This is a genomic window from Brevundimonas sp. FV1ye7S (genome assembly GCF_058680995.1).
In genome coordinates this window covers 93,477-115,951 of the sequence record NZ_CM178726.1, presented here as the reverse complement: position 1 = coordinate 115,951, position 22,475 = coordinate 93,477, and the positions used below count along the sequence as shown (strand labels likewise).

General features: G+C 66.9%; 24 protein-coding genes and 1 tRNA gene. 7 read left to right on the top strand and 18 right to left on the bottom strand.

Annotated features, from left to right (window positions below; all coding sequences use genetic code 11):
• Positions 1–112 precede the first annotated feature (112 nt).
• The 3 genes from ACW18C_RS00550 to ACW18C_RS00540 all read left to right on the top strand — a co-directional run bounded on the left by ACW18C_RS00550 (position 113) and on the right by ACW18C_RS00540 (position 1,474).
• Entirely contained in the window at positions 113–418 is a 306-nt protein-coding gene (locus tag ACW18C_RS00550; protein ID WP_492072190.1) for a 4a-hydroxytetrahydrobiopterin dehydratase, read from the top strand.
• Positions 415–1,218 carry an SDR family oxidoreductase gene (locus tag ACW18C_RS00545; RefSeq protein WP_492072189.1) on the top strand — a complete coding sequence of 268 codons (804 nt, stop codon included), beginning with the start codon at positions 415–417 and terminating at the stop codon, positions 1,216–1,218. Before ACW18C_RS00550 ends, ACW18C_RS00545 begins: the two co-directional genes overlap by 4 nt.
• 179 nt (positions 1,219–1,397) lie before the next feature.
• A tRNA-Arg gene (locus ACW18C_RS00540) sits at positions 1,398–1,474 on the top strand.
• A 17-nt stretch (positions 1,475–1,491) separates the two neighbouring features.
• Here the strand turns inward: ACW18C_RS00540 and ACW18C_RS00535 are convergent.
• From ACW18C_RS00535 to ACW18C_RS00510, 6 genes are all read right to left on the bottom strand, one after another.
• A complete protein-coding gene (locus ACW18C_RS00535; protein ID WP_492072187.1) occupies positions 1,492–2,691 on the bottom strand; it encodes an alkaline phosphatase in 1,200 nt (399 codons plus the stop codon).
• Between the two features lie 149 nt (positions 2,692–2,840).
• Entirely contained in the window at positions 2,841–3,200 is a 360-nt protein-coding gene (locus tag ACW18C_RS00530) for a DUF167 domain-containing protein (RefSeq protein ID WP_492072185.1), read from the bottom strand.
• The gene (locus tag ACW18C_RS00525; protein ID WP_492072183.1) at positions 3,139–3,369 is read right to left on the bottom strand and encodes a DUF4926 domain-containing protein; all 231 of its coding nucleotides are present in this window, start codon (positions 3,367–3,369) and stop codon (positions 3,139–3,141) included. Before ACW18C_RS00525 ends, ACW18C_RS00530 begins: the two co-directional genes overlap by 62 nt.
• Positions 3,370–3,374: 5 nt before the next feature.
• A complete protein-coding gene (locus ACW18C_RS00520) occupies positions 3,375–3,704 on the bottom strand; it encodes a DUF6883 domain-containing protein (RefSeq protein WP_492072182.1) in 330 nt (109 codons plus the stop codon).
• A 7-nt stretch (positions 3,705–3,711) separates the two neighbouring features.
• Positions 3,712–4,641 carry an electron transfer flavoprotein subunit alpha/FixB family protein gene (locus ACW18C_RS00515; protein ID WP_008261292.1) on the bottom strand — a complete coding sequence of 310 codons (930 nt, stop codon included), beginning with the start codon at positions 4,639–4,641 and terminating at the stop codon, positions 3,712–3,714.
• Between the two features lies 1 nt (position 4,642).
• The gene (locus tag ACW18C_RS00510; protein WP_492072181.1) at positions 4,643–5,407 is read right to left on the bottom strand and encodes an electron transfer flavoprotein subunit beta/FixA family protein; all 765 of its coding nucleotides are present in this window, start codon (positions 5,405–5,407) and stop codon (positions 4,643–4,645) included.
• 115 nt (positions 5,408–5,522) lie between these two features.
• On the opposite strand from ACW18C_RS00510, the gene ACW18C_RS00505 reads away from it, so the two are divergent.
• Together ACW18C_RS00505 and ACW18C_RS00500 are read left to right on the top strand one after the other, a co-directional pair.
• Positions 5,523–5,867, top strand: coding sequence for a hypothetical protein (locus tag ACW18C_RS00505; protein WP_492072180.1), 345 nt, complete (start codon positions 5,523–5,525; stop codon positions 5,865–5,867).
• 450 nt (positions 5,868–6,317) lie between these two features.
• Positions 6,318–7,823 (top strand): S41 family peptidase, encoded by a 1,506-nt coding sequence (locus ACW18C_RS00500; protein ID WP_492072179.1) that lies wholly within the window; start codon positions 6,318–6,320, stop codon positions 7,821–7,823.
• Positions 7,824–8,112: 289 nt separating this feature from the next.
• On the opposite strand, the gene ACW18C_RS00495 is transcribed toward ACW18C_RS00500, so the two are convergent.
• The 3 genes from ACW18C_RS00495 to ACW18C_RS00485 form a co-directional block, all read right to left on the bottom strand.
• On the bottom strand, positions 8,113–8,451 hold the full coding sequence (locus ACW18C_RS00495; RefSeq protein ID WP_492072177.1) for a GIY-YIG nuclease family protein: 339 nt from the start codon (positions 8,449–8,451) through the stop codon (positions 8,113–8,115).
• 251 nt (positions 8,452–8,702) lie between these two features.
• Positions 8,703–9,275 (bottom strand): cob(I)yrinic acid a,c-diamide adenosyltransferase, encoded by a 573-nt coding sequence (locus ACW18C_RS00490; RefSeq protein ID WP_426025678.1) that lies wholly within the window; start codon positions 9,273–9,275, stop codon positions 8,703–8,705.
• Between the two features lie 3 nt (positions 9,276–9,278).
• On the bottom strand, positions 9,279–9,482 hold the full coding sequence (locus ACW18C_RS00485; RefSeq protein WP_008261253.1) for a twin transmembrane helix small protein: 204 nt from the start codon (positions 9,480–9,482) through the stop codon (positions 9,279–9,281).
• 147 nt (positions 9,483–9,629) lie between these two features.
• Between ACW18C_RS00485 and ACW18C_RS00480 the strand changes: the two genes are divergently transcribed.
• Positions 9,630–10,784 carry a hypothetical protein gene (locus tag ACW18C_RS00480; protein ID WP_492072176.1) on the top strand — a complete coding sequence of 385 codons (1,155 nt, stop codon included), beginning with the start codon at positions 9,630–9,632 and terminating at the stop codon, positions 10,782–10,784.
• Here ACW18C_RS00480 and ACW18C_RS00475 read toward each other — a convergent pair.
• The 8 genes from ACW18C_RS00475 to ACW18C_RS00440 form a co-directional block, all read right to left on the bottom strand.
• Entirely contained in the window at positions 10,781–12,853 is a 2,073-nt protein-coding gene (locus tag ACW18C_RS00475; RefSeq protein ID WP_492072174.1) for a phage terminase large subunit family protein, read from the bottom strand. The genes ACW18C_RS00480 and ACW18C_RS00475 overlap by 4 nt on opposite strands.
• Before the next feature lie 127 nt (positions 12,854–12,980).
• A complete protein-coding gene (locus ACW18C_RS00470; protein WP_492072172.1) occupies positions 12,981–13,763 on the bottom strand; it encodes a hypothetical protein in 783 nt (260 codons plus the stop codon).
• Between the two features lie 230 nt (positions 13,764–13,993).
• On the bottom strand, positions 13,994–14,977 hold the full coding sequence (locus ACW18C_RS00465; protein WP_035310568.1) for a DarT ssDNA thymidine ADP-ribosyltransferase family protein: 984 nt from the start codon (positions 14,975–14,977) through the stop codon (positions 13,994–13,996).
• Positions 14,968–15,909: a macro domain-containing protein gene (locus tag ACW18C_RS00460; RefSeq protein WP_492072170.1), complete on the bottom strand. Its 942-nt coding sequence runs from the start codon at positions 15,907–15,909 to the stop codon at positions 14,968–14,970. The genes ACW18C_RS00465 and ACW18C_RS00460 overlap by 10 nt, the downstream gene beginning before the upstream one ends.
• Positions 15,910–16,169: 260 nt before the next feature.
• Complete coding sequence (polA, locus tag ACW18C_RS00455) at positions 16,170–19,085, bottom strand: DNA polymerase I (RefSeq protein WP_492072169.1); 2,916 nt, start codon at positions 19,083–19,085, stop codon at positions 16,170–16,172.
• A gap of 38 nt (positions 19,086–19,123) precedes the next feature.
• The gene (locus tag ACW18C_RS00450; RefSeq protein ID WP_230307713.1) at positions 19,124–19,735 is read right to left on the bottom strand and encodes a DUF6655 family protein; all 612 of its coding nucleotides are present in this window, start codon (positions 19,733–19,735) and stop codon (positions 19,124–19,126) included.
• Positions 19,735–20,175 (bottom strand): VOC family protein, encoded by a 441-nt coding sequence (locus tag ACW18C_RS00445; RefSeq protein WP_008259598.1) that lies wholly within the window; start codon positions 20,173–20,175, stop codon positions 19,735–19,737. Before ACW18C_RS00445 ends, ACW18C_RS00450 begins: the two co-directional genes overlap by 1 nt.
• Positions 20,176–20,274: 99 nt before the next feature.
• Positions 20,275–20,514, bottom strand: a complete 240-nt coding sequence (locus ACW18C_RS00440; RefSeq protein WP_008263386.1) for a zinc-finger domain-containing protein — start codon at positions 20,512–20,514, stop codon at positions 20,275–20,277.
• A 106-nt stretch (positions 20,515–20,620) separates the two neighbouring features.
• Between ACW18C_RS00440 and ACW18C_RS00435 the strand changes: the two genes are divergently transcribed.
• Positions 20,621–21,595: an ABC transporter ATP-binding protein gene (locus ACW18C_RS00435; RefSeq protein WP_008264330.1), complete on the top strand. Its 975-nt coding sequence runs from the start codon at positions 20,621–20,623 to the stop codon at positions 21,593–21,595.
• Here ACW18C_RS00435 and ACW18C_RS00430 read toward each other — a convergent pair.
• Positions 21,592–22,473, bottom strand: a complete 882-nt coding sequence (locus ACW18C_RS00430) for an alpha/beta fold hydrolase (protein WP_492072167.1) — start codon at positions 22,471–22,473, stop codon at positions 21,592–21,594. The genes ACW18C_RS00435 and ACW18C_RS00430 overlap by 4 nt on opposite strands.
• Positions 22,474–22,475: the final 2 nt, after the last annotated feature.

Here is a 22,475-nt window from a genome sequence, read left to right as displayed (position 1 = left end):
GACGTCCGATAACGCCAGAGCTTGCTCATGCGTTCCGCGACCGTCGGAGACGTTTGCGCACGCTTGCCGCGATCCGTCGGGCGCCTTACGCCGGAAGAAAAGAGGAAAGCCCATGACCGACACTCGCCTTGACGTTGCGGAAACCCTGAAGACCCTGCCCGCCTGGCGCCCCCATGACGGCGACCGGGCGGCCATATCGCGCAGTCTCAAGTTCGCCGATTTCAACGCCGCCTTCGGCTTCATGACCCGCGTCGCCCTGATGGCCGACAAGATGGATCACCATCCGGAATGGTCGAACGTCTATGACCGGGTCGAGGTGTTGCTGACCACCCACGACGCCGACGGCGTGACCGACAAGGACGTGACCCTGGCCCGGTTCATCGACCGCGCCGCCGCCGACATGGGAGCGGTCTCGTGAGCGCCGCTTCCTTCGCCCGCCCCGGCCGCGTCGCCGGCAAGACCGTCCTGATCACCGGCGCCGCCGGCGGCCTGGGCGAGGCCATGGCCGCCATGATGGCCCGCGAGGGCGCCCGACTGGCCCTGACCGACATCGACGGCGGCCGCGTCGCCGCCCTGGCCGAGCGGATCAACGCCGAAATCCCCGGCGCCGCCTTCGCCTACGCCCACGACGTGGCCAGCGAAGCCGACTGGGAACGGGTCATCGCCGCCGCCGTCGCCGACCTGGGCGGCCTGTCGGTCCTGGTCAACAACGCCGGCGTCGGCGGCCCCCTGGCCTTCGTCGAACAGGACACGGTCGACAACTGGCAGCGTCAGTACGAGATCAATCTGCGCTCGATCATGCTGGGCGCCAAACACGCCATGCCGCACCTGCGCACCGCCGCCCCGGCCTCCATCGTCAACATCTCGTCCATCGCCGGCCTGGTCGCCGCCCCCGGCATGGGCGCCTATAACGCCACCAAGGCCGCCGTCTGGATGTACACCAAGACTCTGGCGCTCGAGGCGGCCAAGGCCGACTGGAACGTGCGCTGCAACTCGGTCCATCCGGTCTTCATCAAGACCCCGATCCTCGACCCCTTCATCGCCATGGCCGGCGGCGACGAGGCCAAGGCCCACGAACGTCTGACGCGCGGCATCCCGCTGAAACGGATCGGCGAACCGGACGACGTCGCCTACTGCGTCCTCTACCTCGCCTCCGACGAATCCAAATTCGTCACCGGCTCCGAGTTCAAGATCGACGGCGGCATGACCGCGCAATAGGGCGCAGGCGCGCTTTCTTTTGGGCCTACCGCGCTTCGCGCTGCTTGAGGCCGGGAGAGCGCTGACCTGTCAACCAGCGGCGATGGTTCAAGACGGTCATCCGGCCATCATCTGCTTATTCGGGATTGAGGCCGCCCGCAGCTTGCTGTAAGCGGCCCTTTCGGCGTCACGCCGCATGCGCACCCGTAGCTCAGCTGGATAGAGTACTGCCCTCCGAAGGCAGGGGTCACAGGTTCGAATCCTGTCGGGTGCGCCATTTCCTCTCTTGAAGTCTCAGTCGCCGGACGAGGGCGTCCAGCCGAAGGCCTTCATCATCACCTCGAACAGATGGGTGTTGGGGAAATAGCCCCGCACCCGTTCGGCGCCGACGCCGATGGCCAGGGCCGGGACCTCCTCGGCCGTATGGGTGCGGTTGACCATGACATTCTCCAGCCGCACCACGCGGTCGTCGCCGTCCCGCGCCTTCCAGGCCTCATAGCCTTCCAGCAGGGGCTGGCCGCGACGCCCGCCGTCGACCTGCAGGCCGAAAGAGTGGTCGGCGGTGAAGATCATCAGGGTGTCGTCCAGATCGACGCGCGACTGCACCTCGGCGATCAGCCTGTCCAGGTCGGCGATGTTCTGCAGGCCTTCGCGCGGATCGTCGGTATGGGCGTCCCATTCCACCACCAGCAGATAGCCCTTGTCCCCGGCCTGCAGCAGGTCCAGCGCCCTCAGGGTCGCCGCCCGCACGTCGATCTCTTCGGCCACGACCACGGGCCGCCGGTTCCCCGCCGGCGCCGCCTCCAGCGTCGCATAGATCGGCCGGTCGTGCGCCCGGGCCAGGCTGTCGTAGCTGACGCCGTTCGCCGCCATCTGTTCAGCGATCTCCGTCCGGCCCGATCCGATCAGCACATCCACCCCGTCGCCGAAGCGCGGCGAAAAGGCCTGGGGGAAGATCTCGCCCCATTTGCCGCGGTCGTTGGAATGGGCGTAGGTCGCGGCCGGGGTCGCGTCGGTGATCGGACGGTCGGTCACCACCCCGGTCAGCAGGCCGTGCTGCTCGGCGTATTCCAGCACCGTCTGGGTCGGGGTCCCGTCGCGCCGGCCGCGTTCGCCGTCCGGCCCCTGGCTGATCACCCCGTTGTGGGTCTTCACCCCGGTGACGATGGCGCTCATGCCGTTGGCCGAGTCCGACACGAAGGCGTCGACCGGCGAGGTCTCGCTCAGCCCCAGGTTCGGCCACTGCTGGATATGGAGCTTCAGCGGCTCGCCATAGGCCATCACGCTGGCCGCATGGACCGAGGCCACGCCCCCGGCGTCCGCCAGGAACAGGATCACATTCTTCGCCCGGCCCTGGCTCTGGCTCTGTTCGACCGGCGGACGGGCCGCCGCCTGCGCCGAGGCTCCAGAGGCGCCCCCCGAGGCGCCCCCAGAGGCGCAAAGACCGATCGCAAGCGCGAGGGCGGAAACCAAGCGGAGGGAGACAGGGGTCATGGGCGTCGGTCCAGCAAATCAGACAAGGCCGCCCGCGTCCCCCGATCCGCCCCGGCCTGTCTACCGCGAACCTGTGACAGTCGCCGTCCCCCGACCCGGCGGCGATGCGGTTCTGGGCGGTTCTGGGCGGTTGGGCGGCTCTGGGCGGTTCAGCCCGCCTCGCCTGTGGCCGCGTCGATCCGCGCCTTCAGCCCCGCCTCGTCCAGTCCCTCGACGGAGACCATTTTCAGCCGCGACTGCCCGCCCCGCTCCAGCACGACCGACGACTTCGACACCCCCAGGGCCTTGGCCAGGAACTTGACCAGGGCGGCGTTGGCCTCGCCGTCCACCGGCCGGGCGCGCAGCCGCACCTTCAGCACGGGCCGGCCCTCGGGATCTGTGTCCCAGCCGTCGATCCGGTCGCTGGACGCGCCGGGCTGTAGCTTGATCGGAAGTCGGGACAGGGGATCAACCGGCGGCGCGTCGATCCGGGGCGCGATGATCGGCGGCGCGCCACACCACTTCGACATCTTCGGCGCTCAGGGTCGGGGTCGCCCGTTCCACGCCTCTCTCGTCGGCGAACTCCGCCAGGAAGCGGGCCGGGTCGAACATCATCACGACCGTGCCGCGCTCGCCCTTCTTCAGGCCCAGATCCGGAAGATCGGCCAGAAGGGCCACGACGTCGAGTTCCTCAATCATGGTCGTCACTCCACCATCGCGGTCGTCAGACGGGGAACCCCGTCCGATCCTACGATCCAGCCGCTGCGGATCAGCGCCGTGCGACCGCGGAACTCTAGCATGAAGCGGACCCGGTACAGAGTCCCGAACGGCGTCGTCCCGACCGGCTCGGCCTCGGCCTCCCTGGCCGCTTCCAGAAGCCGGCGTTTCAGATAGGGAGCGTCCGCCCGGGTCAGACCCAGGGCGGACGCGAAGACCCGGGCCTTGTGTCGGCCTTCCGGGTGGTCCGCCGACAGGCAGTAGGCTTCGATCTTTCCCTCCGGAACGACCGCCTGCCCACCGCCAGGCAGCTTCATTCGAGCCTCAGCCCAGGGCGGCCATCAGTTCCGGCACGACGGTCTTGTAGTCGCCGACCAGGCCATAATCCGCGACCTGGAAGATCGGGGCGTCCGGGTCCTTGTTGATGGCGACGATGGTCTTGGAGTCCTTCATCCCGGCCAGGTGCTGGATGGCGCCCGAGATGCCGATGGCGATGTACAGGGCCGGGGCCACCACCTTGCCGGTCTGGCCGACCTGATAGTCGTTCGGCGCATAGCCCGCATCCACCGCCGCGCGCGAGGCGCCGATGGCGGCGCCCAGCTTGTCGGCCAGGGGTTCCAGAACCGCGTGGAACTCGTCCGCCGAGCCCAGGGCGCGACCGCCCGAGACCACGATCTTGGCGGCGCCCAGGTCCGGGCGGTCCGACTTGACCATTTCCTCGGAGACGAAGGCGGTCTTGGCGGCATCGGCGCCCGTGACGCTCTCGATGGCGGCCGAACCGCCTTCAGCGGCGGCGGCGAAGGCCGTCGGGCGCACGGTGATCACCTTCTTGGCGTCGGCCGACTGGACCGTCTCCAGGGCGTTGCCGGCGTAGATGGGCCGCACGAACGTATCCGCCGACACCACCTCGATGATGTCCGAGATCGGGGCGACGTCCAGCTTGGCGGCGATCCGGGGGGCGAAATTCTTCCCGTCCGTGGTCGCGGGCGTCAGGATGGCGTCGTAACCGGCGGCCAGTGGCAGGACGGTGTCCGTCACCGCCTCGGCCAGGCCGTGGCCCAGGCCGGCGCTCTCAGCCAGCAGCACCTTGCGGACGCCGGCGATCTTCGAAGCGGCGTCGGCGGCCGCCTGCACGCCCTGCCCGACGACCAGAACATCCACATCGGACGACAGGGCGAGGGCGGCGGTCACGGTCTTGTTTGTGGTGTCGCGAACGGTCGAACCGTCGTGATCGGCGATGACGAGGACAGCCATATTACAGCGCTCCCACGGACTTGAGCTTGGAAACCAGTTCGGCCGCATCGGCCACCTTGACGCCGGCCGAGCGTTTCGGCGGCTCGGTGACCTTCAGGACCTTCAGACGGTCGGCGACATCGACGCCATAGTCGGCGACCGCCTTCATGGCGATCTCCTTCTTCTTGGCCTTCATGATGTTCGGCAGCGACGCATAGCGCGGCGTGTTCAGCCGCAGGTCCACCGTCACCACGGCCGGCAGGTCCGCCGAGAGCGTCTGCAGGCCGCCGTCGACCTCGCGCGTCACGGTCGCCTTGCCGCCTTCGATGACCAGTTTCCCGGCGAAGGTCGCCTGGGGCCAGTCCAGCAGGGCGGCCAGCATCTGGCCCACCGCATTATTGTCGCCGTCGATCGACTGTTTGCCCATCAGAACCAGGTCGGGCTTTTCTTCCTCGACCACCGCCTTCAGCAGCTTGGCGACCGCCAGCGGCTCCAGGTCCGCATCCGACTGGATCAGAACGCCCCGATCCGCGCCCATGGCCAGGGCGGTGCGGATGGTTTCCTGGGCCTGGGTCACGCCGATGGAGACCACGACGATCTCGGTCGCCGTGCCGGCGGCGTGATGTTCCTTGCCTTCCTTCAGACGAACCGCCTCTTCGACGGCGATTTCGTCGAAGGGATTCATGCTCATCTTGACGTTGGCCAGATCGACGCCGGACTGGTCAGCCTTGACGCGGGCCTTGACGTTATAGTCGATCACCCGTTTGACGGGGACGAGAACCTTCATGGGTCTATCCGTGAATTCGCCTGAATGTAGGGGCAGGACATGGAGCGGTCGCGAAGGCCTGTCAACGTAACGCGGGGTCAAGCTCCCGTGCAAAACCCGCCTAACGGATCCTGAGATGAAGCGTTTTCTGACCTTTCCCCGCCTGGCCATGATCTTCTTCGCCCTGTTCGGCGTGTCCATCGCGGGCGTTTTCGCGGTCCAGGCCTATTGGGTCGCGCCGGGCGAACGCTGCGAGGCGGCGGGCAAATGGTACGACATGGAAAACCGCATCTGCGCCCAGCCCATCTCCATCGCCCAGATCACCGGCCGCCCCAACGGCGTCTCCCGCGCCCAGGCCTCGGACGAAAAGAACCGCGAACTGATCCGCATCGAAGACCAGCTCGCCGCCCAGGACCGCGCCCGCGCCGCCGAAATCACCCGCCAGAAGGCGGCCTTGGCTGCGGCCCGACCGGCGACCTGATCGGATAACGTCACCTCTCCACGCGCGAAGGCGCGTGGAACCAGACCCTCTCCCGCTTGCGGGAGAGGTGGCCCGGCGTTCGCGAAGCGAACCAGGGTCGGAGAGGGAAGTCTTTTTTCAGCAAAGCAAAACGCCCCCCATCGTCAGCCGTCTCGCTCCGCTCGACGAGCTGACACTTCCCCCGCAAGCGGGGGAAGATCTGTGACCACGATTCACCTCCCCCCCGCGCCTTCGCGCGCGGAGAGGTGACGCCGCCCTCTCTTCTTTCGTCCTGTATGGGCGGTGGAGCCCTACCGCGTCGCTCAGCTCGCCCCGCCGGGCGAGCGACATCTTGCCCGCCCCCTGACGCCCGCCTACTCTAGGAACCGGCCACGCCGCCCGGAGGTTGCGGCCGAAGGGGGGACTTCTATGCCGTCTATTCGTCGCCTTGCGCTTGTCGCGGCGGGAGCCTTGGCCCTATCGGCCGCAACCTTCCCCGCCCAGACCCAAGCCGCCCCTTCGCTCTCCGGATCCGGAGCCCAGGACGCCGTCCCGCCGTCGACTCAATCCCCGGCAGACAGAGACTGGGGCAAAACCCTGCGCGAGGACGCGACAGCGATCCATGACGCCATCGCCTCCAGTCATCCCGGCATGGTCAACCCCGACGACCCCCAGTTCGCGCGCCTGAACGAGGCGCAATACGCCCTGGCTCTGACCCGGGCCGACGCCGCCGACAGTTTCGCCGACTACTTCTATGCCCTGCAGCACTATGTGGCGGCGTTCGATGACGGCCATCTCGGCTTCGGCGTCTACGGATCGACGCCCGACCAGGGGAAGACCTGGCCAGGCTTTATTGCGCGGGACGACGGAGCCCGAGGCCTGGTGGTGACGTTTGCAGAGCCGTGGGCGGGCGTGCCTGCGGGCGCCAAAATCGCGTCATGCGACGGTCGCGACGCCTTTCAGATCGGGAATGAACGTATCGGCGCCCGCTTCGGACGCTGGGAACTGGCGTCCCAACGCCTGTCGTTCGGCGGATGGGTCATGATCGATACGGGCGACCCTTACGTCGCCCCCATCGAAAACTGCGTCTTCGAAACCCCCGCCGGCGCCCACGCAGTCGATCTGGACTGGCGACCGGCCGGACCCGACTTCTATTCCCGCTATGATGTTTTTCCGGCCCGCACGCGAGGTGCGATCGGGATGCGCCGCCTGGACGACGGTCGCTACTGGATCAGGCTTCCGACCTTCAACGGCAACCCGGAAAGTGAAGACGGGCGCGGTCTGGGCGGCTTGATCACGCAGATCGCGGCACAGGCCGACGCCCTGCGTTCAGCCCCAGCGGTTGTCTTCGACCTTCGCGGCAATGGCGGCGGATCATCCCTCTGGTCGCATCAGATCGCCGATAACCTATGGGGCCCCGGCGCATTTCAGCATGCGCCCGAGCCCCCGATGACAGTCGTCTGGCGCGCCTCGCACGACAATCTGCAGGCCATGCGCGCGAACCTGGAAAAGCGCGACGCGAATGGAAGCCTCTCAAGCGAAGCCAGGGACTGGTATCGGAATTCCATCGCCGGTCTGGAGCATGCGCTGGCGAGAGGCGATGATCGCTGGATCATAAGGCCCGATCTCAATGGCGGCTCGGCGACCGCCCCCGAGGCCTTGGCCTTTCAGCCGCCGGGGGGGACCGTGTTCGTGCTGACGGACGAGACCTGCATGTCGGCCTGCCTGGACGCCGTGGACCTGTGGGTTCGTCTCGGCGCAAAACCCATCGGACGCGAGACCGGGGCCGATACCGTCTATATGGAAGTGCGATCCGTCCGGGTCCCCAGCGGCCTCGGCGCCATGTCCCTGCCGATGAAATTCTATATCGGCCGGGAGCGGGGACATAATCAGCCCGTGACGCCCCTCCATCGCTTTGACGGAGACATGAACGACACGGCGGCGCTTGAGGCCTGGACGGCGACGCTTCCGCACTGAGGAGGATGGCGACAAAGATGCGAAGCGCCCGCGTCGCCGAAATCACCCGCCAGAAGGCGGCCCTGGCCGCGGCCAGACCGGCGACGTAAGGCACGCGCGCCTTTCCTTTCGTCATTCCGGGCGAAGGGCCTCTTGGCCCGAAGACCCGGAACCCAGCGGCGCGCGTGAGCGCGAACCTGTCGCGGACTCTGATTTTCGAGCATTTTCCCGCGGAGAGATTTCGCCTTCGGCGCCGCTGGGTTCCCGGTCTCCGCTACGCTTCGCCCGGAATGACGAAAGAGGGAGGGCGTCAATCCTCCTCCGGCGGCGTCCAGTTCGGGTCGGTTGCTTCGTACCAGCTTTCCGCGAGATCCCGCCAATCGGGGTTCATCTCCTCAATCAGCTTCAGCTTCCAATCCCGCTTCCAGCCCTTGATCCGCTTCTCGCGCGTGATGGCGTCCACAACCCACACATGCTGTTCGAACCAGACCAGCCGCGTGCAGCCGTTGTCCTTGGCAAAGCCTTCGAACGTCCCGTTCCGATGCTTCCAGGCCCGCGCCACAAGGTTTGACGTCATCCCGACATACAGCGTCCGGTTCCGTCCGCTCGCCATGATATAGGTCGCGATAAAGGTGCGGTGCGTCGCCATGCGCACAACCTAAACCATATGTCGCCCTTCGTCATTCCGAGCCTCTCCCTTTCGTCATTCCGGGCGCAGCGAAGCGGAGACCCGGAACCCAGCGGCGCGCGCGAGCGCGAAACTGTCGCGGATTTGGTCTTTCGGCGCCTTGCGGCGGATGGATTTCGCCTTCGGCGCCGCTTGGTTCCGGGTCTACGGGCCAAGCGGCCCTTCGCCCGGAATGACGAAAGGAAGGGAGTGACGAAAGGAAATTACGGCCCCTACCGCGTCGCCCCCGGCTTCCACTTCACGTCGTTCGCCCCGTTCGCATTCGCCCGCCGCCCCGCGACGAACAAATGATCCGACAGCCGGTTCAGATACCGCACCGCCGCGCCGTTGACCGCTTCCCCCGCCTCGACCAGCCGCACCGCCTCGCGCTCGGCCCGGCGGCACACGGTCCGGGCCACATGCAGATGGGCCGACAAGGGCGAACCGCCGGGCAGGATGAAACTGTCCAGCGGCTTCAGGCTCTCGTTCATCCAGTCAATTTCCTGCTCCAGCCGCTCGACCTGGCTGTCCAGGATGCGCAGCGCTTCCCAGGCGGGCGGCGGGTCCAGCGGGGTGGCCAGGTCGGCGCCCAGGTCGAACAGTTCGTTCTGGATCCGGGCCAGCATGGCGTCGATCCGGTCGTTCTGGCCGCTGTTCAGCCGGGCCACGCCCAGGACGGCGTTCAGCTCGTCCACCGCGCCGTAAGCCTCGACCCGGGGATCAGCCTTGGACACCGGGGCGCCCGAGGCCAGCCGGGTCTGTCCGTCGTCGCCGGTGCGGGTGTAGATCTTGTTCAGCGTCACCATGGATCAGGCCCCCTGCGTCGCCTTCCACACCATGCCGACGACCAGGATCAGCACGGCCACGGCCTGAAGCCCGACCCGCCAGCGCATCAGCCTGTTGGAATGGCTCCGGGCGTAGTCCCCGCCCCGGAACAGCGAATAGAGGCCCAGACCCAGCGTCACCGTGACGGCGAGGATGGCGGCGACGACCAGGATGTCGAACATCTGCATGGCCCTGTTCTAGTCCCCGCGCGCGTCGGACGCCAGCGACCGAGCCCGTCCTGATCCCGCCGGAGCCAGGGATGGATTCGCCGACCCCCGGTTTTTCTGCGCGACAGCTAAGCCATTAGTCACGATTGGCGTTGCAATCTGCGCGGCATGACTGATCGCGCCGTCCGCAACCTCGAACACCTCCGGGGCTCCGCCTCAACCGCCCGCGTGCTGAACCTTCTGCGGGTGTGGGAGGAAAACGGCGACAGCCGATCGGACGGCGCCGTGCGTAATCCCGACTGGGCCGCGCGGCCGGTGTTCCGCACCCACGCCCTGAACCGGTCCCTGATCATCAAGCACCGGCTGCGGCGCAACGAGACCGATCTCTTCACCGGCCGCCGCCAGGTCGCCACCAAGGTGGTCATCCCCATCGACGACGAGGATCTGAAGACCGGAGGGCGCTATGTCTTCGTCAATCAGATCGGCTTCGAGCGGATGATGATCGAGGCCTTCGGCGTGGCCCCTACCCACCCGGATATCGAGACCCTGCGCCTGATCGACAAGCTGCCGTCCCTGGACCCCTTCCTGCTGCGCGAGCAGCTGCGGCGCGGCGGACTGGATCCGGCCCCCTGCTATTTCTCCATCAGCGACGGCGACCTGCAGCGGATGGTGGCCTTCGTCCATAGCGAGGTCGAGCCCCTGGTCACCCTCAGCCTGGGGGCGGACACCTTCGCGGTGGCCTCGGACTCGGCGGCGCGGATGGCGGCCAAGATCCTGTCCAACACGCCCGGCGACCAGCTGGAGGCCCTGCGCCTGACCCTGCGCCTGGCGCCGGAACAGTATCAGGAGGGGGTCTTCTGCTGGAAGGGCTTCCTCTATTACAAATGGACCCTGTCCACCCTGCTGGGCGAGGTCGCCGCCGTGGCCGAGGCCGTGCGCACCATCAAGCCGAGCGGCAGGATCGACCGCCCCGCCCGCGAATATCTGGACCGCAGCCGCGCCGTCCTGCGCGGCCGCATCATCCGCACCTGCGACGAGGTCAGCCGCACCCTCAGCATCTATGACGACGCCTACGCCCGCCTGACGCAGGAGGGCCGCCCGACCGCCTTCCGCGACTTCCTGCTGGACGCCCCCTCGATGTTCGCCAAGCTGGGCGACCAGCTGGGCGCGGTCCAGCATATCGTCAGCTACTGGCGTTTCCGCTTCGGCCCGTCGGCCCATCCGGCCAGCGTCGAGGAGCTGATGGACATCTTCATGGACTTCGAGACCGGGCTTCTGGGCCGGGGCGAGAGCCCCGACGACATCGGCATGATGGCGGCCTAAAGCGCCCGCACCCGCGGCCCCTCCCCCCGGCCGTCCAGCATCAGGTCGGTGACGGCCCAGACCAGGGCGTCGGCCCGGTCCCAATGCCCCTCCCCCGATCCGGCAGCCTGCCCTTCCTCCTCGGCGCCCAGCTCCATCAGCTCCTCCTCCAGCGCCGCGAACGCGCCCGCATGCCGCACCCGCCCCTGTTCATACAGGGCCGCCACCGGCTCGGCCCGCGCCGCCTTTCCGCGCGAGGCCCGCACCGCCGTAAAGCCGATGTTCTCCCCATCCGCCCCGCACCCGGCCGCCTTCAGCACCGCCTCGACCATGTCCCCGCCCTGGTTGACCTCGCCGACGATGCATCGGGCGCCGAACAGCCGCGCCGTCTCCATGGCCCGCTCGGCCCATTTCTGCGGCGACAGCCCCCGCATCGAGCGGTCGGCCAGCACCCAGGCCGTCTCCCCGCGCCGCCCCACCGCCACGATGCCGCAGGCGTCCCCGCCGCGCGAACAGGTCGGGTCCAGCCCCACCACCACCCGCTCATAGACCGGCCGCCCCTCAACCGACACCGGCGCCGCCCCCCGCGCCGCCGCCATCATCTCGGCGGTGAACAGCCCGCCCTCGGGCTCGACCACCAGACCCTCCAGCTCCTGCGCCGCCCGCCGCGTCCCGCCGTACAGCCGCTCCAGCCCCTCCAGAAACCCCGGCGCCAGATGATCCCCATTGTCCCGCGTCGTCGCATGGGTGAGCGCACACGCGCCTTCGGCGCGTAATGCTTTGAGCGCCCTGGTCGGGCGAGGGGTCGTCGTAACAACGAGCCGGGGGCTATCGCTCGGCTCGCGGAGCCTCGCTCCTTGAGCCCCCACTCCTCCGTCATGCGCCGCGCTTGGATCGACGGCTGGGGAGTCCGGCTCTGGCAACCTCAACCTCAGCCCCATCCGCAGCAGGGCCAGCGTCTCCCCGCCGTTGCGCCAGGCGCAGAATTCGTCGGCCCAGGCGGCGGCGAACTGGGGCCCGCGCAGGCTGTCGGGGTCTTCGGCCGAGAAGACGAAGGCCTCGGCCCCGTTCGGAAACACCAGCCGCCGCCGCGACGGCTGATACTCCGGCCCCCGCCACTCCACCTCTCCGTCCCCTCCCACACCCGTCCAGCGCGGCAGGCTCATCACCCCCGACGGCCCGGCGATCATCACCTCGCGCACATCGTGCAAGGTCGGCCCGATCAGCGCCAGCCGCCCGCCCGCCCCCAGCCGCTCGGCCATGTCCGCGATCCAAGACGCCCCCGCCAGAGTCTTGCCCGCCCCCCGCCCGCCCAGAAACAACCAGGTCGACCACGCCCCCTCCGGCGGCCGCTGCGCCGGCCGCAAAACCAGCCCCCCAGCGCCCTGACCGCCCTCAAACCCACCGGGGGTCTGGGGGCTCAAGTAGCCCGAAGGGCGATAGCCCCCACGAGAAGTAGCGTTTCTCTTCCAGAACGCCCGCAGATCCGCCGCCCCCACGCCCGCCATGACCCGCGTCCTCTGGGACCAGCGCCACAGCCGCGCGGCCTCCGGCTCGTCCCCGTCGCTCAACCGCTTCAGCACATCGGCGTGCAGCTCGCGCACCGTCCCCACCGGATCGCTCCAGTCGATCTCGATGGTCAGGGCCGGCTCCCCCCGGCCATACTCATAGGCCCCCGCCGCCGGTCCGCGCGGCTGATACACCGCCCCCGGCGTGTCCATTTTCCGCAGGCCATAGCGTTTCGCCGCCCAGGCGATGGCCCCCGCCGTCACCCCGTACTCGGCCTCCAGGACCGCACTGGTCTCGCCCGCATTCCGCCGCGCCAACAGCTCGCGCCAGCGCGCGGGCGTCATGCCCGACCGGCTCTGAGGAAAGACATGATCCGCCGGCCAGCCCTCCGCCGGCCGCCGGCGATGATCCACCGCATCCGGCGCCTGCCCCTTCATCCGCCCGCGCTTCTTCGCCTGCCAGCATATGGTCGAGATCGACACCCCATAGATCCGCGCCAGATCCGACCGCCGCTCGCCCCGCGCATCGCGGTCGAACAAGGCCTCCCATTCCTCATCGCTCAGCTTGCTCGGCTTTCCCATGCGGCGAAGCCTAACCCCGCCCGCTCCTCAGGCGCGCCGATTGGGAAATTCGGAGTTCAACAGGCTGATTTCAAAAGCGTTCGCTTCCAGAATTGCGTGCGTTCAGCCCGCCCAGCGCCCGCAATTCCTACCGACCGCCCGCCTCGTCCGTCTTCACCTCGCTGGCGTCGCAGCTGTACCGTTCGCAGTATCGGCGTCTCAGTTCTGCGACCGCCGCCTTGGCGGCCTTGGATTCCGGAAAGGCCGATTCAAACTTGTCCATATCCGGCGGCGACACATAGTCGCCGGCCAGCAGACGACGAAGGTCGCTCTCGCTCGCCAGCCGGGCCAGTTGCAACACCAGGGCCTCGCGCCGCTCGGCGCGCACCTCGACGAACAGTTCATCGACCCAGGCCTGGACGACCGCCCGCCTGTCAAAATCCAGCCCGTCGAGGAAATTGTCCTCTTCCGGCTCCCCGTCCTCATAGGCGCCATCGACGATCTGGCGCGCAAGCTTCAGCTGGATTTCGGACGGCTCCGGCCCGCTCCACCCGCCTTCATCCGCCTCATCCTCCACGCGGAAACGCACTCTGGCCTGCACCTCGCCCGGCATCGGTATACCGGCGACCCGCCCTAGCCTCAGTTCCCCGCTGGCGACCACCACGCGCGCCGCAGACCCGAATCCCAAGCCCTGCGGCCGTTCTTCGACGACCCTGCAGTTGTAGGGATGGCCGTCCGTCTCCTGATAACAGCGAACAATGGCCCAGCCCCGCAGGTCCAACTGCGCCGCGAACCCCGGCATCAGGTCAGAGGTCACTTCGGGATCAGGCGTCCGCGCCCAGTTGGTGGCGGGCGCCTCCTGCTCCCACAATTTGGGCGTCCCCGGATCCGGAACCAGAACAGCGAGTGCCAGCAGCGGCGCTATGAACATGATGACCCCTCATCCCCCAAATCTCCGCCGCACTGACCACAAGGCGCGGAGGTTGTCGATCCAAGCCCCCTGGTTTCGTCATCCCAAGGCTTGTCCCTAGGGGTCTGGAAAGGAAGCTCCGCCTCCTTAGACGCGCGCTCACCCCGCCGTGGCTTCGACCGAGCCATGAAGGACCGCTTGCAATCAGATTGAGCGAGCGACGAAGCTCTCCGGCTACATTGCGCTTATTTTTAGAACAATACCTCACCGACATAGAATAGGTTATCGTAGGCATTGTGATCGTCGATCTGAATAGTGACTCGATACAAGCCGTCAATTAGCTTTACCTTTGAAATCCAATTTCCGCCGTTCTCCGGTCGCGCAAGCAGCTGATTGTATGTCTGATCGAACACGACAGTATCATCGCCAGTCTGCACCTGAACACGCACCTTGAGTTTAGCCGTGTCATGCCGAGGGTTGATGCTGAAGGTAACTCCCTCGGGCGAGGCGTAGACCTTCTCGACGAACGCGAACCGCTTCTCGAACACCCTGCCGTCATCCGAGGTGACGATCTTGGGACGAAGCAAACGAGCGGCCGGACCGGCCATATGGATCAGGGTTTCACGTTCAGCTTCCGAGCGGCAGATGACCCATTTGAGGTGCTCAGCCAGGACCAGCGGTGATTGGCAGAGCACCTCGGCCGCCCGATGGTTGATGATAGACATATCACCTCCCGTCGCGCCCTCATGATAGGTCTTGGCGAAGTTGATCGTGGAAAAGAAGGCGTCGTCATCCCCGTCGCGCGCAGCGCCGTTCTGCATGTTGATGTCCGAGAACCGCGTACTCGGCATTGTAAGGATCGACCGAGCGTCTAGAGCGAACATCACCAGCACTGGAGCGTGGGCGGCCGGACCATATTGACACTCGTTCGGCCGGCGTATGCCCTCAATATGGTACTGGGTCGGCGTCCGAGGCCGGAAGTACAGCCGCGAGAACTCATGCGCGCGGTCCCGGTTATCAATCACGCCTGCAGCGGCGACGTCGAGCGGGCGATGGCCCTCGGACTGCCGACGCGAGCGAATCTCACCAGTCTGGATGATCCCGACTGCATTTTCGATCGGGGCATGATGAAACAGCATCGAAGGCCAGTGCACCCGGTGCGGATAGTAGGGCTTGCCTAGTTCCGCTTGCCAACGGGCGATGTGGGCGTCCGCAGCTTGAGCGGTCAACCCCATGCCATCTCCTGCTGTCCTCCCGACGCCGGCGTCGCCGTCGTCGGGTATCTCTTTAGCTCAAGCGCGATCTCGGCATCGCCATGATGAGCCTTCTGGATTTCCAAAGCACGCACTTGGGGCAAGAGACTGAGTAGGGACAGGACCATCGGCCCGCTCTTTGCGTCGGACCAGCCAGCATCCCGGGTAGTCACAAGGCCAGCGCTTAGGCTTAGCCAGACGCCGCGCAGCGCCTCCATTTCGAGCTCGGAGTTTCGATCCTCAGCAGTCAGGCGCAGAGCCGAATCATCGAGGTTCGCACTGAACTGCCGCTGCGAATTGAGCATCGCGAAGCGTCCACCGGACACTTCAATCACTTCTTTCATCTGGCTCAAGAAGTCCTCGAAAACGAGGAGCGGACTAACGTCGCCAAAGCGTTCGGCGAGATCCGCCTCTCGGTGTTCGGGGAGGCCTATCGGCTTTTCGTAGTCGTGAATGAAGATGTCGATCGGCAGGGGCGCCAAGTATCGCTCCATCAGCGGGCGTACGTCGTCCCAATCGAGACCACCATTGCCGCAGCCGAGGCGCGGAAAGGAGATCGAGGTAATGCGCTGGGCTTCATAAGACTCAATGAACTTCTGCAACCCCTCCTCTATCCATTCGATCCGCGAAGGGTTGCGCCAATGTACTTTGGTCGGGAAATTGAGGACCGCATGATCCTCACCTTGCCAGAGCCAAAGTTTTCCTGGCTGCAACAGCTTTTCGTCGCAGAGGCGCTTGTAGGGAGCGAACATCGCCGGATAGCGGTCGCGAAAGGCCTTGGCGATGCCCTTGCCCATCACACCGACGCAGTTGACCGTGTTGACCAGCGTTTGCGCTGGTGAGTCCATGACACTGGTTCGACGGTAAGTCAGCATAAAGGGTGGGTCGCTCGGAAGTTCACCGGGATTTTGCATGTAAGCGGAGTCGCCTTCCATCTCACACAAATAATCTCTGTCAGCCAGCTCTCCTAGGCCACCGCAATGCCTCGGGGCCAAGTTGCGGGACGCGAAAAGACCAGCCTCCCAAACGGTCGGACCGGGACAGTCAGTATACGCCAGGGAGGCCATCGAACAAAGCGACGCCCCGCTAACCCGTTACGATCAAGTCCCGCCCTTTACTAACGCACCACCCCAACCGCCGAGCCTCGGGTCAATTCCCCGCGGCGGGTTCGCCGCTAGTGGGCGGCGTCCCAGTTGGGGGCGGCGCGGGCGTCGACGACCAGGGGGACGGTCAGGGCGACGGCGGGGTCTGAGGCGGTTTCCATGACGCGTTTGATGGTAGTGATGGCGCGGTCGGCCTCGGCCTCGGGGGTTTCGAAGACCAGTTCGTCGTGAACCTGCAGCAGCATGCGGGTGGTCAGCCCAGCCTCGGCCAGGGCGGCGGGCATGCGGATCATGGCGCGGCGGATGATGTCGGCGGCGGCGCCCTGGATCGGGGCGTTGATGGCGGCGCGCTCGCCGAACTGGCGTTCGGCGCCCGATTTCGAGTGGATGGCGGGGATGTGGATGCGGCGGCCGAAGACGGTGGAGACGAAGCCGGCCTGGCGGACCTCGGCCTTGGTCTTGTCCATATAGGTGCGGATGCCGGGGAAGCGGTCGAAATAGGTCTTGATATAGGCGCCGGCCTCGCCCTGATCGATGCCCAGCTGGGCGGCCAGGCCAAAGGCGCTGATGCCGTAGACGATGCCGAAATTGATGGCCTTGGCGCGGCGGCGGGTTTCGGACGGCATGCCCTCGACGGGGACGCCGAACATTTCGCTGGCGGTGGCGGCGTGGATGTCGAGCCCGGCCTTGAAGGCGCGTTTCAGCTCGGGGATGTCGCCGATATGGGCCAGCAGGCGCAGTTCGATCTGGCTGTAGTCGGCGCTGATCAGCAGATGGCCGGGGGCGGCGATGAAGGCCTGGCGGATTTCGCGGCCGGTCTCGGTGCGGATCGGGATGTTCTGGAGGTTGGGGTCCGAGCTGGCCAGGCGGCCGGTGGTGGCGGCGGCCAGCTGGTAGCTGGTGTGGACGCGGTCGGTGGCGGGGTCGGCGGCGGCGGTCAGGGCGTCGGTATAGGTGCCCTTCAGCTTGGACAGCTGGCGCCAGTCCAGCAGGACGCGGGGCAGGGCGTGGGTGGCGGCCAGGTCTTCCAGCACGCTGGCGTCGGTGCCCCATTGGCCGCTGGCGGTCTTCTTGCCGCCGGGCAGGTTCAGCTCGCCGAACAGGATTTCGCCGATCTGGCGGGGGGAGCCGATGTTGAAGGGGCGGCCGGCGATCTCGTGGGCCTGGGCCTCCAGCTCGGCCATGCGCAGGCCGAACTCGCTGGACAGGCGTTTGAGGCGGTCGGGGTCGATGCGGACGCCGGCGGTCTCCATCTCGGCCAGGACGGCGGGCAGGGGGCGTTCCAGGGTCTCATAGACGGTGGACAGGCCCTCGCGCGCCAGCCGGGGCTTGAGGATGCGCCACAGGCGCAGGGTGACGTCGGCGTCTTCGGCGGCGTACTGGGTGGCCGGTTTCAGGGCGACGTGTCTGAACGACTTCTGGCTCTTGCCGGTCCCCGCCACGCTCTTGAACGGCACAGGGTCGTGCCCCAGATGCAGCCGCGCCAGCTCATCCATCCCGTGCCCGTGCAGCCCGCCCTCCAGCACGTATGAGATCAGCATGGTGTCGTCATAGGGCGCGACCCGGATCCCCCGCCGCGCCATGACGGCAAGATCGTACTTGGAATTCTGCAAGATTTTCAATACACTAGGATCTTCCAATAACCCCTTCAGCTTCGCCAGGGCCGTCGTCTTGTCCAACTGCTGGAGCGGCTCTCGCGCCTCCCCCGGCTCCCCGAACAGCCCCCCTTCCCCCGCCTGGGGCTCATGCTCATGGGTCAGCGGGATATAGCAGGCCTCATTCGGCCCCACCGCCAGCGACACCCCGCACAGCCCCGCATGCGTCGCCGACAGCGACGAGGTTTCTGTATCGAAACCCACCACGCCCGCCTCGGTTGCCCGCGCGATCCAGCGATCCAGCGCCTCTTCGGTCTGGACGCACTCGTAGGCCTCGAGGTCGAAGCTCTGGGCCTCGGCGGGACCTTCCACCACCTGCCCGTAGCGAGGCGTGGCGACCGGGGCGCTCAGGTTCGGCGCGCGCTTGGGGGCGAAGGCGGAAGTCTCGCTGGGGCCGGCCTTGCCGTCGCCGACACGACGTTGCAGCGACCGGAACTCCATCTTGTCCAGAAAGGCCGACAGGGTCTCGGGATCCGGATCGCGCACGGCGAAATCCTCGATCAGCTCGGGCGCCGGGGCGTCGCAGGTCAGGCGGACCAGCTCGCGCGACAGGCGGATCTGATCTGCGAAATTGATCAGGGTCTCGCGGCGCTTGGGCTGTTTGATTTCGCCCGCGCGGGCCAGCAGGGCGTCCAGGTCGCCGTATTCATCAAGCAGCTGGGCGGCCGTCTTGGGTCCGATGCCCGGGGCGCCGGGAACATTGTCGACGCTGTCGCCGATCAGGGCCTGAAGATCGATCATCTTCTCCGGGCCGACGCCGAACTTCTCGAACACCTCGGGCTCGGCCAGCCGCCGGTCCTTCATCGGATCCCACATGACGACGCCGCCGCCGATCAGCTGCATCAGATCCTTGTCGGAGGACACGATCACCGCCTCGCCCCCGGCGTCGCGCGCCTTGCAGGCATAGGTGGCGATCAGGTCGTCGGCCTCGTAGCCGGGCAGTTCGACGCAATGGACGCCAAAGGCCGCCGTCGCCTCGCGCACCAGGGGAAACTGCGGGACAAGATCCTCGGGCGCCGGCGGGCGGTGGGCCTTGTACTGGTCATACAGGGTGTTGCGGAACGTCTTGTCCGAGTGGTCGAAAATGGCGACCAGATGGGTCGGGCCGTCGGCGCCCTTCATGTCCTTCAGCAGCTTCCACAACATGTTGCAGTAGCCCTGGACCGCCCCGACCGGCAGGCCGTCGGACTTGCGCGTCAGCGGCGGCAGGGCGTGATAGGCGCGGAAGATATAGGCCGAGGCGTCGATCATCCACAGCCGCAGGGCGGGGCCGTCCTGGGTGAGGGGGCGATCCTGTTCGGGGGCGGTCTGGGGAGCGGAGGCGTCGGTCATGGCCGGAACATAGGCGGCCGGAGCCGCCGCGTCAGCCGTCAGAATTCGGTCCAGCTGGATCCAGGGTCGCGCCGTCCCGGCTGGGCCTGTTGCTGACCCCAGCTGACGATCATCAGCAGCTTGTGACTGCGGATCCTGTACTCGCCGATCATGGGCAGGACCGCGCCCAGGGGAGCCCCGGTCTTGGCCTCGTACAGGAAGCCGGAAAACTCGGCGACGCCCACCCGGTCGCGATTGCTGTAGACCGAAAGTTCCGGCAGCGAGACGACGTTCAGGGTCTCGTTTATGGGAATCCGCATTTCCGGAAGACCGAAGACGCGGCGCATCTGTTCCAGCGACAGGGCGCCCGGCCGGATCTCGAACACGGCGTCGGACTCGTCCTTGTTGCGCGCCAGGCGGTATCCGGCGTCGGACAGGGCGGCGCGAATGGCGCTGATGGCGTAGCGCGAGCCCTCGCCCTGGAAATAGGACTCATCGACGAAGATCGACGCCGCCGTCGGCAGGGGCAGGGACAAACCCTCCACCGCCTTGTCCGACGCCCGCGCCATCAGCAGCTGTTCGGTCGCGGTGCGGCCGATATAGGTCTCGGTGGTCGAGGCGCAGGCCGACAACGCCAGGGCCGCCGTCGATACCAGTGCGAGGTGACGCATCACCATGTTCCGGTATTGTCCATGGAGGCCCAGGGCTCGGCAGGGGCCAGGGGCTCGCCTTCCTGCAGCAGTTCGATCGAGATACCGTCCGGCGACCGGACAAAGGCCATATTGCCGTCGCGCGGCGGACGATTGATCACCACTCCGCCATCCATCAGCCTTTGGCAGGCGGCGTAGATGTCATCGACCTTGTAGGCCAGATGGCCGAAGTTGCGGCCGCCCTGATAGGTTTCCGGATCCCAGTTGAAGGTCAGTTCGACCTCGGGGGCGCATTCCGCCGCCGACTGTTCCAGATTCTTGGGCGCCGCCAGGAAGACCAGGGTGAAACGGCCCTTCTCGTTCTCGGTGCGTCGCACCTCCTGCAGGCCCAACAGGTCGCAATAGAAATGCAACGAGGCGTCGAGGTCCTGTACGCGGACCATGGTGTGCAGATAACGCAAGCGTGTGTCTCCGTCCGGGAGGCGCGGTTGACGCCCTCTATAGCCGCCAGATGGCGAAACCACGATTCAACTGAGGTGACAGGCTCAGCGGGCCTGTATTCAATGGGCCTCGGGCGCGCGGGCGGCGGGGCTCAGATATTCGCTCTCGTCGTGCGGATCGGCCGACAGGACGAAGCGGCGGTCGCAATAGCCGCACTCGATGAAGTCGTCCTCGCCCATGTCCATATAGACCAGCGGATGGCCGAGGGCGCCGCCGCCGCCGTCGCAGGCGACGCGCTTGGTCGAGACCACGACTTCTTCGGGCGGAGGGATGATCGCGTCGGGATGGCGGGGCGGCATTATTCGGCTCGTATCTTGGCGAGGAGGCGTCGGGCGCATACCTATGCGGCCCGTCCGGCGGCGTCAAACCGCCGCGCGACCCGATTTCTCGATCAAAGCGCCCCGAATGACCGATGCGACGACCCTGCCCGACAACGCCATCGAGGTGCGCGGGCTGAAGAAGACCTACGCCGGCTCCAAGAAGTCGGCACCCAAGACGGCCCTGCGCGGGGTCGACCTGATCATTCCGCGCGGTTCGGTGTTCGGGCTTCTGGGGCCCAACGGCGCCGGAAAATCGACCCTGATCAACATCCTGGCCGGGGTGGTCAAGAAGTCGGAAGGCACGGTGACCATCTGGGGCCGCGACATCGACAAGGAGCCGCGCGACGCCGCCGCGGCCCTGGGCGTCGTCCCGCAGGAAATCGTCGCCGACGTCTTCTTCACCCCGCGCGAGTCGCTGGAGGTCCAGGCCGGCTTCTACGGCGTGCCGAAGAATGAACGCCGCTCGGACGAACTGCTGGCGGCGCTGGGCCTGTCGGACAAGGCCAACGCCTATGTCCGCGCCCTGTCGGGCGGAATGAAGCGCCGCCTGATGGTGGCCAAGGCCCTGGTTCACAATCCGCCTATCCTGATCCTGGACGAGCCGACAGCGGGGGTGGATGTCGAACTGCGCCGCCAGCTGTGGGCCTATGTGCGCCAGATCAACGCCGAGGGTGTGACCATCGTCCTGACCACCCATTATCTGGAAGAGGCGCAGGAGCTCTGCGACACGATCGCCATCGTCAACCGGGGCCAGGTGGTGGCCTGCGAGCCGACGCCGCAACTGCTGCGCCGTCTGGACAGCCGCAATGTGGTCGTCACGCCCGAGACGCCCCAGGCGACGCCCCCGGTTCTGGACGGCTTCCAGGTCACGCCGCGTCCCGGCGGCGCCTTCGCCGTGACCTACAAGAAGGGGCAATCGTCGGTGGAACAGGTCATCAACGCCGTCCGCGCCGCCGGCGTGACCATCGCCGACATCACCACCGAGGACCCGGACCTGGAAGACGTCTTCCTGGCCCTGACCTATGGCGACGCCAGCCAGGTCGATCCGACGAAGGACTAATCCACGTCCGCCAGGAATTCGAAGATCGCCGCCTTGGCCTCGGCTTCGTCCAGCATCGGGGCGTGGCCGACGCCGGGGACCTCGACATAGGCCATGGCCGGCGCGGCCTTCTTCATCTTCTCGGCGATGGCGAGGCTGAGAAGGTCGGACTCCCCGCCCCGCACCAGCAGGGTCGGCTTGGTCTTCGCCAGACGCCGGAACATGGGCCACAGGTTGGGAACCAGGGCCTTGGCCCCCGCCGCCCGGATCGGAACCGAGATGTCCGGATCATAGTCCAGCTCGATCTCCCCGTCCGGCTGCTGGCGGAAGATGCGCCGCGCGAACCCGTCCCAGTCGGCGTCGGAATAGTGGGGAAAGGCGACCCCATTGATTCGTTTCGCATAGGCCGCCGCATCGGCCCATGAGCCGATCTCGACGGGCTGGCCGCTGTAGGACGCGATGCGCGCCAGACCTTCGGGCGCCACCTCGGGACCGATGTCGTTCAATATGGCGGCGACCACCGCCCGGGGCTTCAAGGCCGTCAGGGCCATGGTGATCAGCCCGCCCATCGAGGTGCCGACGAAGACGGCGCGGTCGATCGCCGCCTGATCCATCAGGGCCAACATATCCTTCGCATAGACATCGGGCTGGTAGGTCATCGGGTCAGACGCACGATCCGACAGGCCGCGCCCGCGCACATCGACGGCCAGGACGCGCCGTCCGCTCTGGGCCAGAAACGGCGCGAGAGCGCCGAAGTCGGCGCTGTTACGGGTCAGGCCGTGAATGGCGATGATCGGCGGACGCGCGACGCCGGGCCCTGGCGCATAATCGCGCGCGAACAGGTCCAGACCGTCCGGGGATTTCCAGCGACGTTCGACATAGGCGGCGACGAGGGTCACGG

Excerpts from the sequence above, each read along its gene's own strand:
- ACW18C_RS00550 (WP_492072190.1), top strand. The coding sequence starts at position 113 with ATGACCGACACTCGCCTTGACGTTGCGGAAACCCTGAAGACCCTGCCC.
- ACW18C_RS00535 (WP_492072187.1), bottom strand. The coding sequence starts at position 2,691 with ATGACCCCTGTCTCCCTCCGCTTGGTTTCCGCCCTCGCGCTTGCGATC.
- ACW18C_RS00530 (WP_492072185.1), bottom strand. The coding sequence starts at position 3,200 with ATGTCGAAGTGGTGTGGCGCGCCGCCGATCATCGCGCCCCGGATCGAC.
- ACW18C_RS00525 (WP_492072183.1), bottom strand. The coding sequence starts at position 3,369 with ATGATTGAGGAACTCGACGTCGTGGCCCTTCTGGCCGATCTTCCGGAT.
- ACW18C_RS00520 (WP_492072182.1), bottom strand. The coding sequence starts at position 3,704 with ATGAAGCTGCCTGGCGGTGGGCAGGCGGTCGTTCCGGAGGGAAAGATC.
- ACW18C_RS00515 (WP_008261292.1), bottom strand. The coding sequence starts at position 4,641 with ATGGCTGTCCTCGTCATCGCCGATCACGACGGTTCGACCGTTCGCGAC.
- ACW18C_RS00510 (WP_492072181.1), bottom strand. The coding sequence starts at position 5,407 with ATGAAGGTTCTCGTCCCCGTCAAACGGGTGATCGACTATAACGTCAAG.
- ACW18C_RS00505 (WP_492072180.1), top strand. The coding sequence starts at position 5,523 with ATGAAGCGTTTTCTGACCTTTCCCCGCCTGGCCATGATCTTCTTCGCC.
- ACW18C_RS00495 (WP_492072177.1), bottom strand. The coding sequence starts at position 8,451 with ATGGCGACGCACCGCACCTTTATCGCGACCTATATCATGGCGAGCGGA.
- ACW18C_RS00490 (WP_426025678.1), bottom strand. The coding sequence starts at position 9,275 with ATGGTGACGCTGAACAAGATCTACACCCGCACCGGCGACGACGGACAG.
- ACW18C_RS00485 (WP_008261253.1), bottom strand. The coding sequence starts at position 9,482 with ATGCAGATGTTCGACATCCTGGTCGTCGCCGCCATCCTCGCCGTCACG.
- ACW18C_RS00480 (WP_492072176.1), top strand. The coding sequence starts at position 9,630 with ATGACTGATCGCGCCGTCCGCAACCTCGAACACCTCCGGGGCTCCGCC.
- ACW18C_RS00475 (WP_492072174.1), bottom strand. The coding sequence starts at position 12,853 with ATGGGAAAGCCGAGCAAGCTGAGCGATGAGGAATGGGAGGCCTTGTTC.
- ACW18C_RS00470 (WP_492072172.1), bottom strand. The coding sequence starts at position 13,763 with ATGTTCATAGCGCCGCTGCTGGCACTCGCTGTTCTGGTTCCGGATCCG.
- ACW18C_RS00465 (WP_035310568.1), bottom strand. The coding sequence starts at position 14,977 with ATGGGGTTGACCGCTCAAGCTGCGGACGCCCACATCGCCCGTTGGCAA.
- ACW18C_RS00460 (WP_492072170.1), bottom strand. The coding sequence starts at position 15,909 with ATGCAAAATCCCGGTGAACTTCCGAGCGACCCACCCTTTATGCTGACT.
- polA (WP_492072169.1), bottom strand. The coding sequence starts at position 19,085 with ATGACCGACGCCTCCGCTCCCCAGACCGCCCCCGAACAGGATCGCCCC.
- ACW18C_RS00450 (WP_230307713.1), bottom strand. The coding sequence starts at position 19,735 with ATGCGTCACCTCGCACTGGTATCGACGGCGGCCCTGGCGTTGTCGGCC.
- ACW18C_RS00440 (WP_008263386.1), bottom strand. The coding sequence starts at position 20,514 with ATGCCGCCCCGCCATCCCGACGCGATCATCCCTCCGCCCGAAGAAGTC.
- ACW18C_RS00435 (WP_008264330.1), top strand. The coding sequence starts at position 20,621 with ATGACCGATGCGACGACCCTGCCCGACAACGCCATCGAGGTGCGCGGG.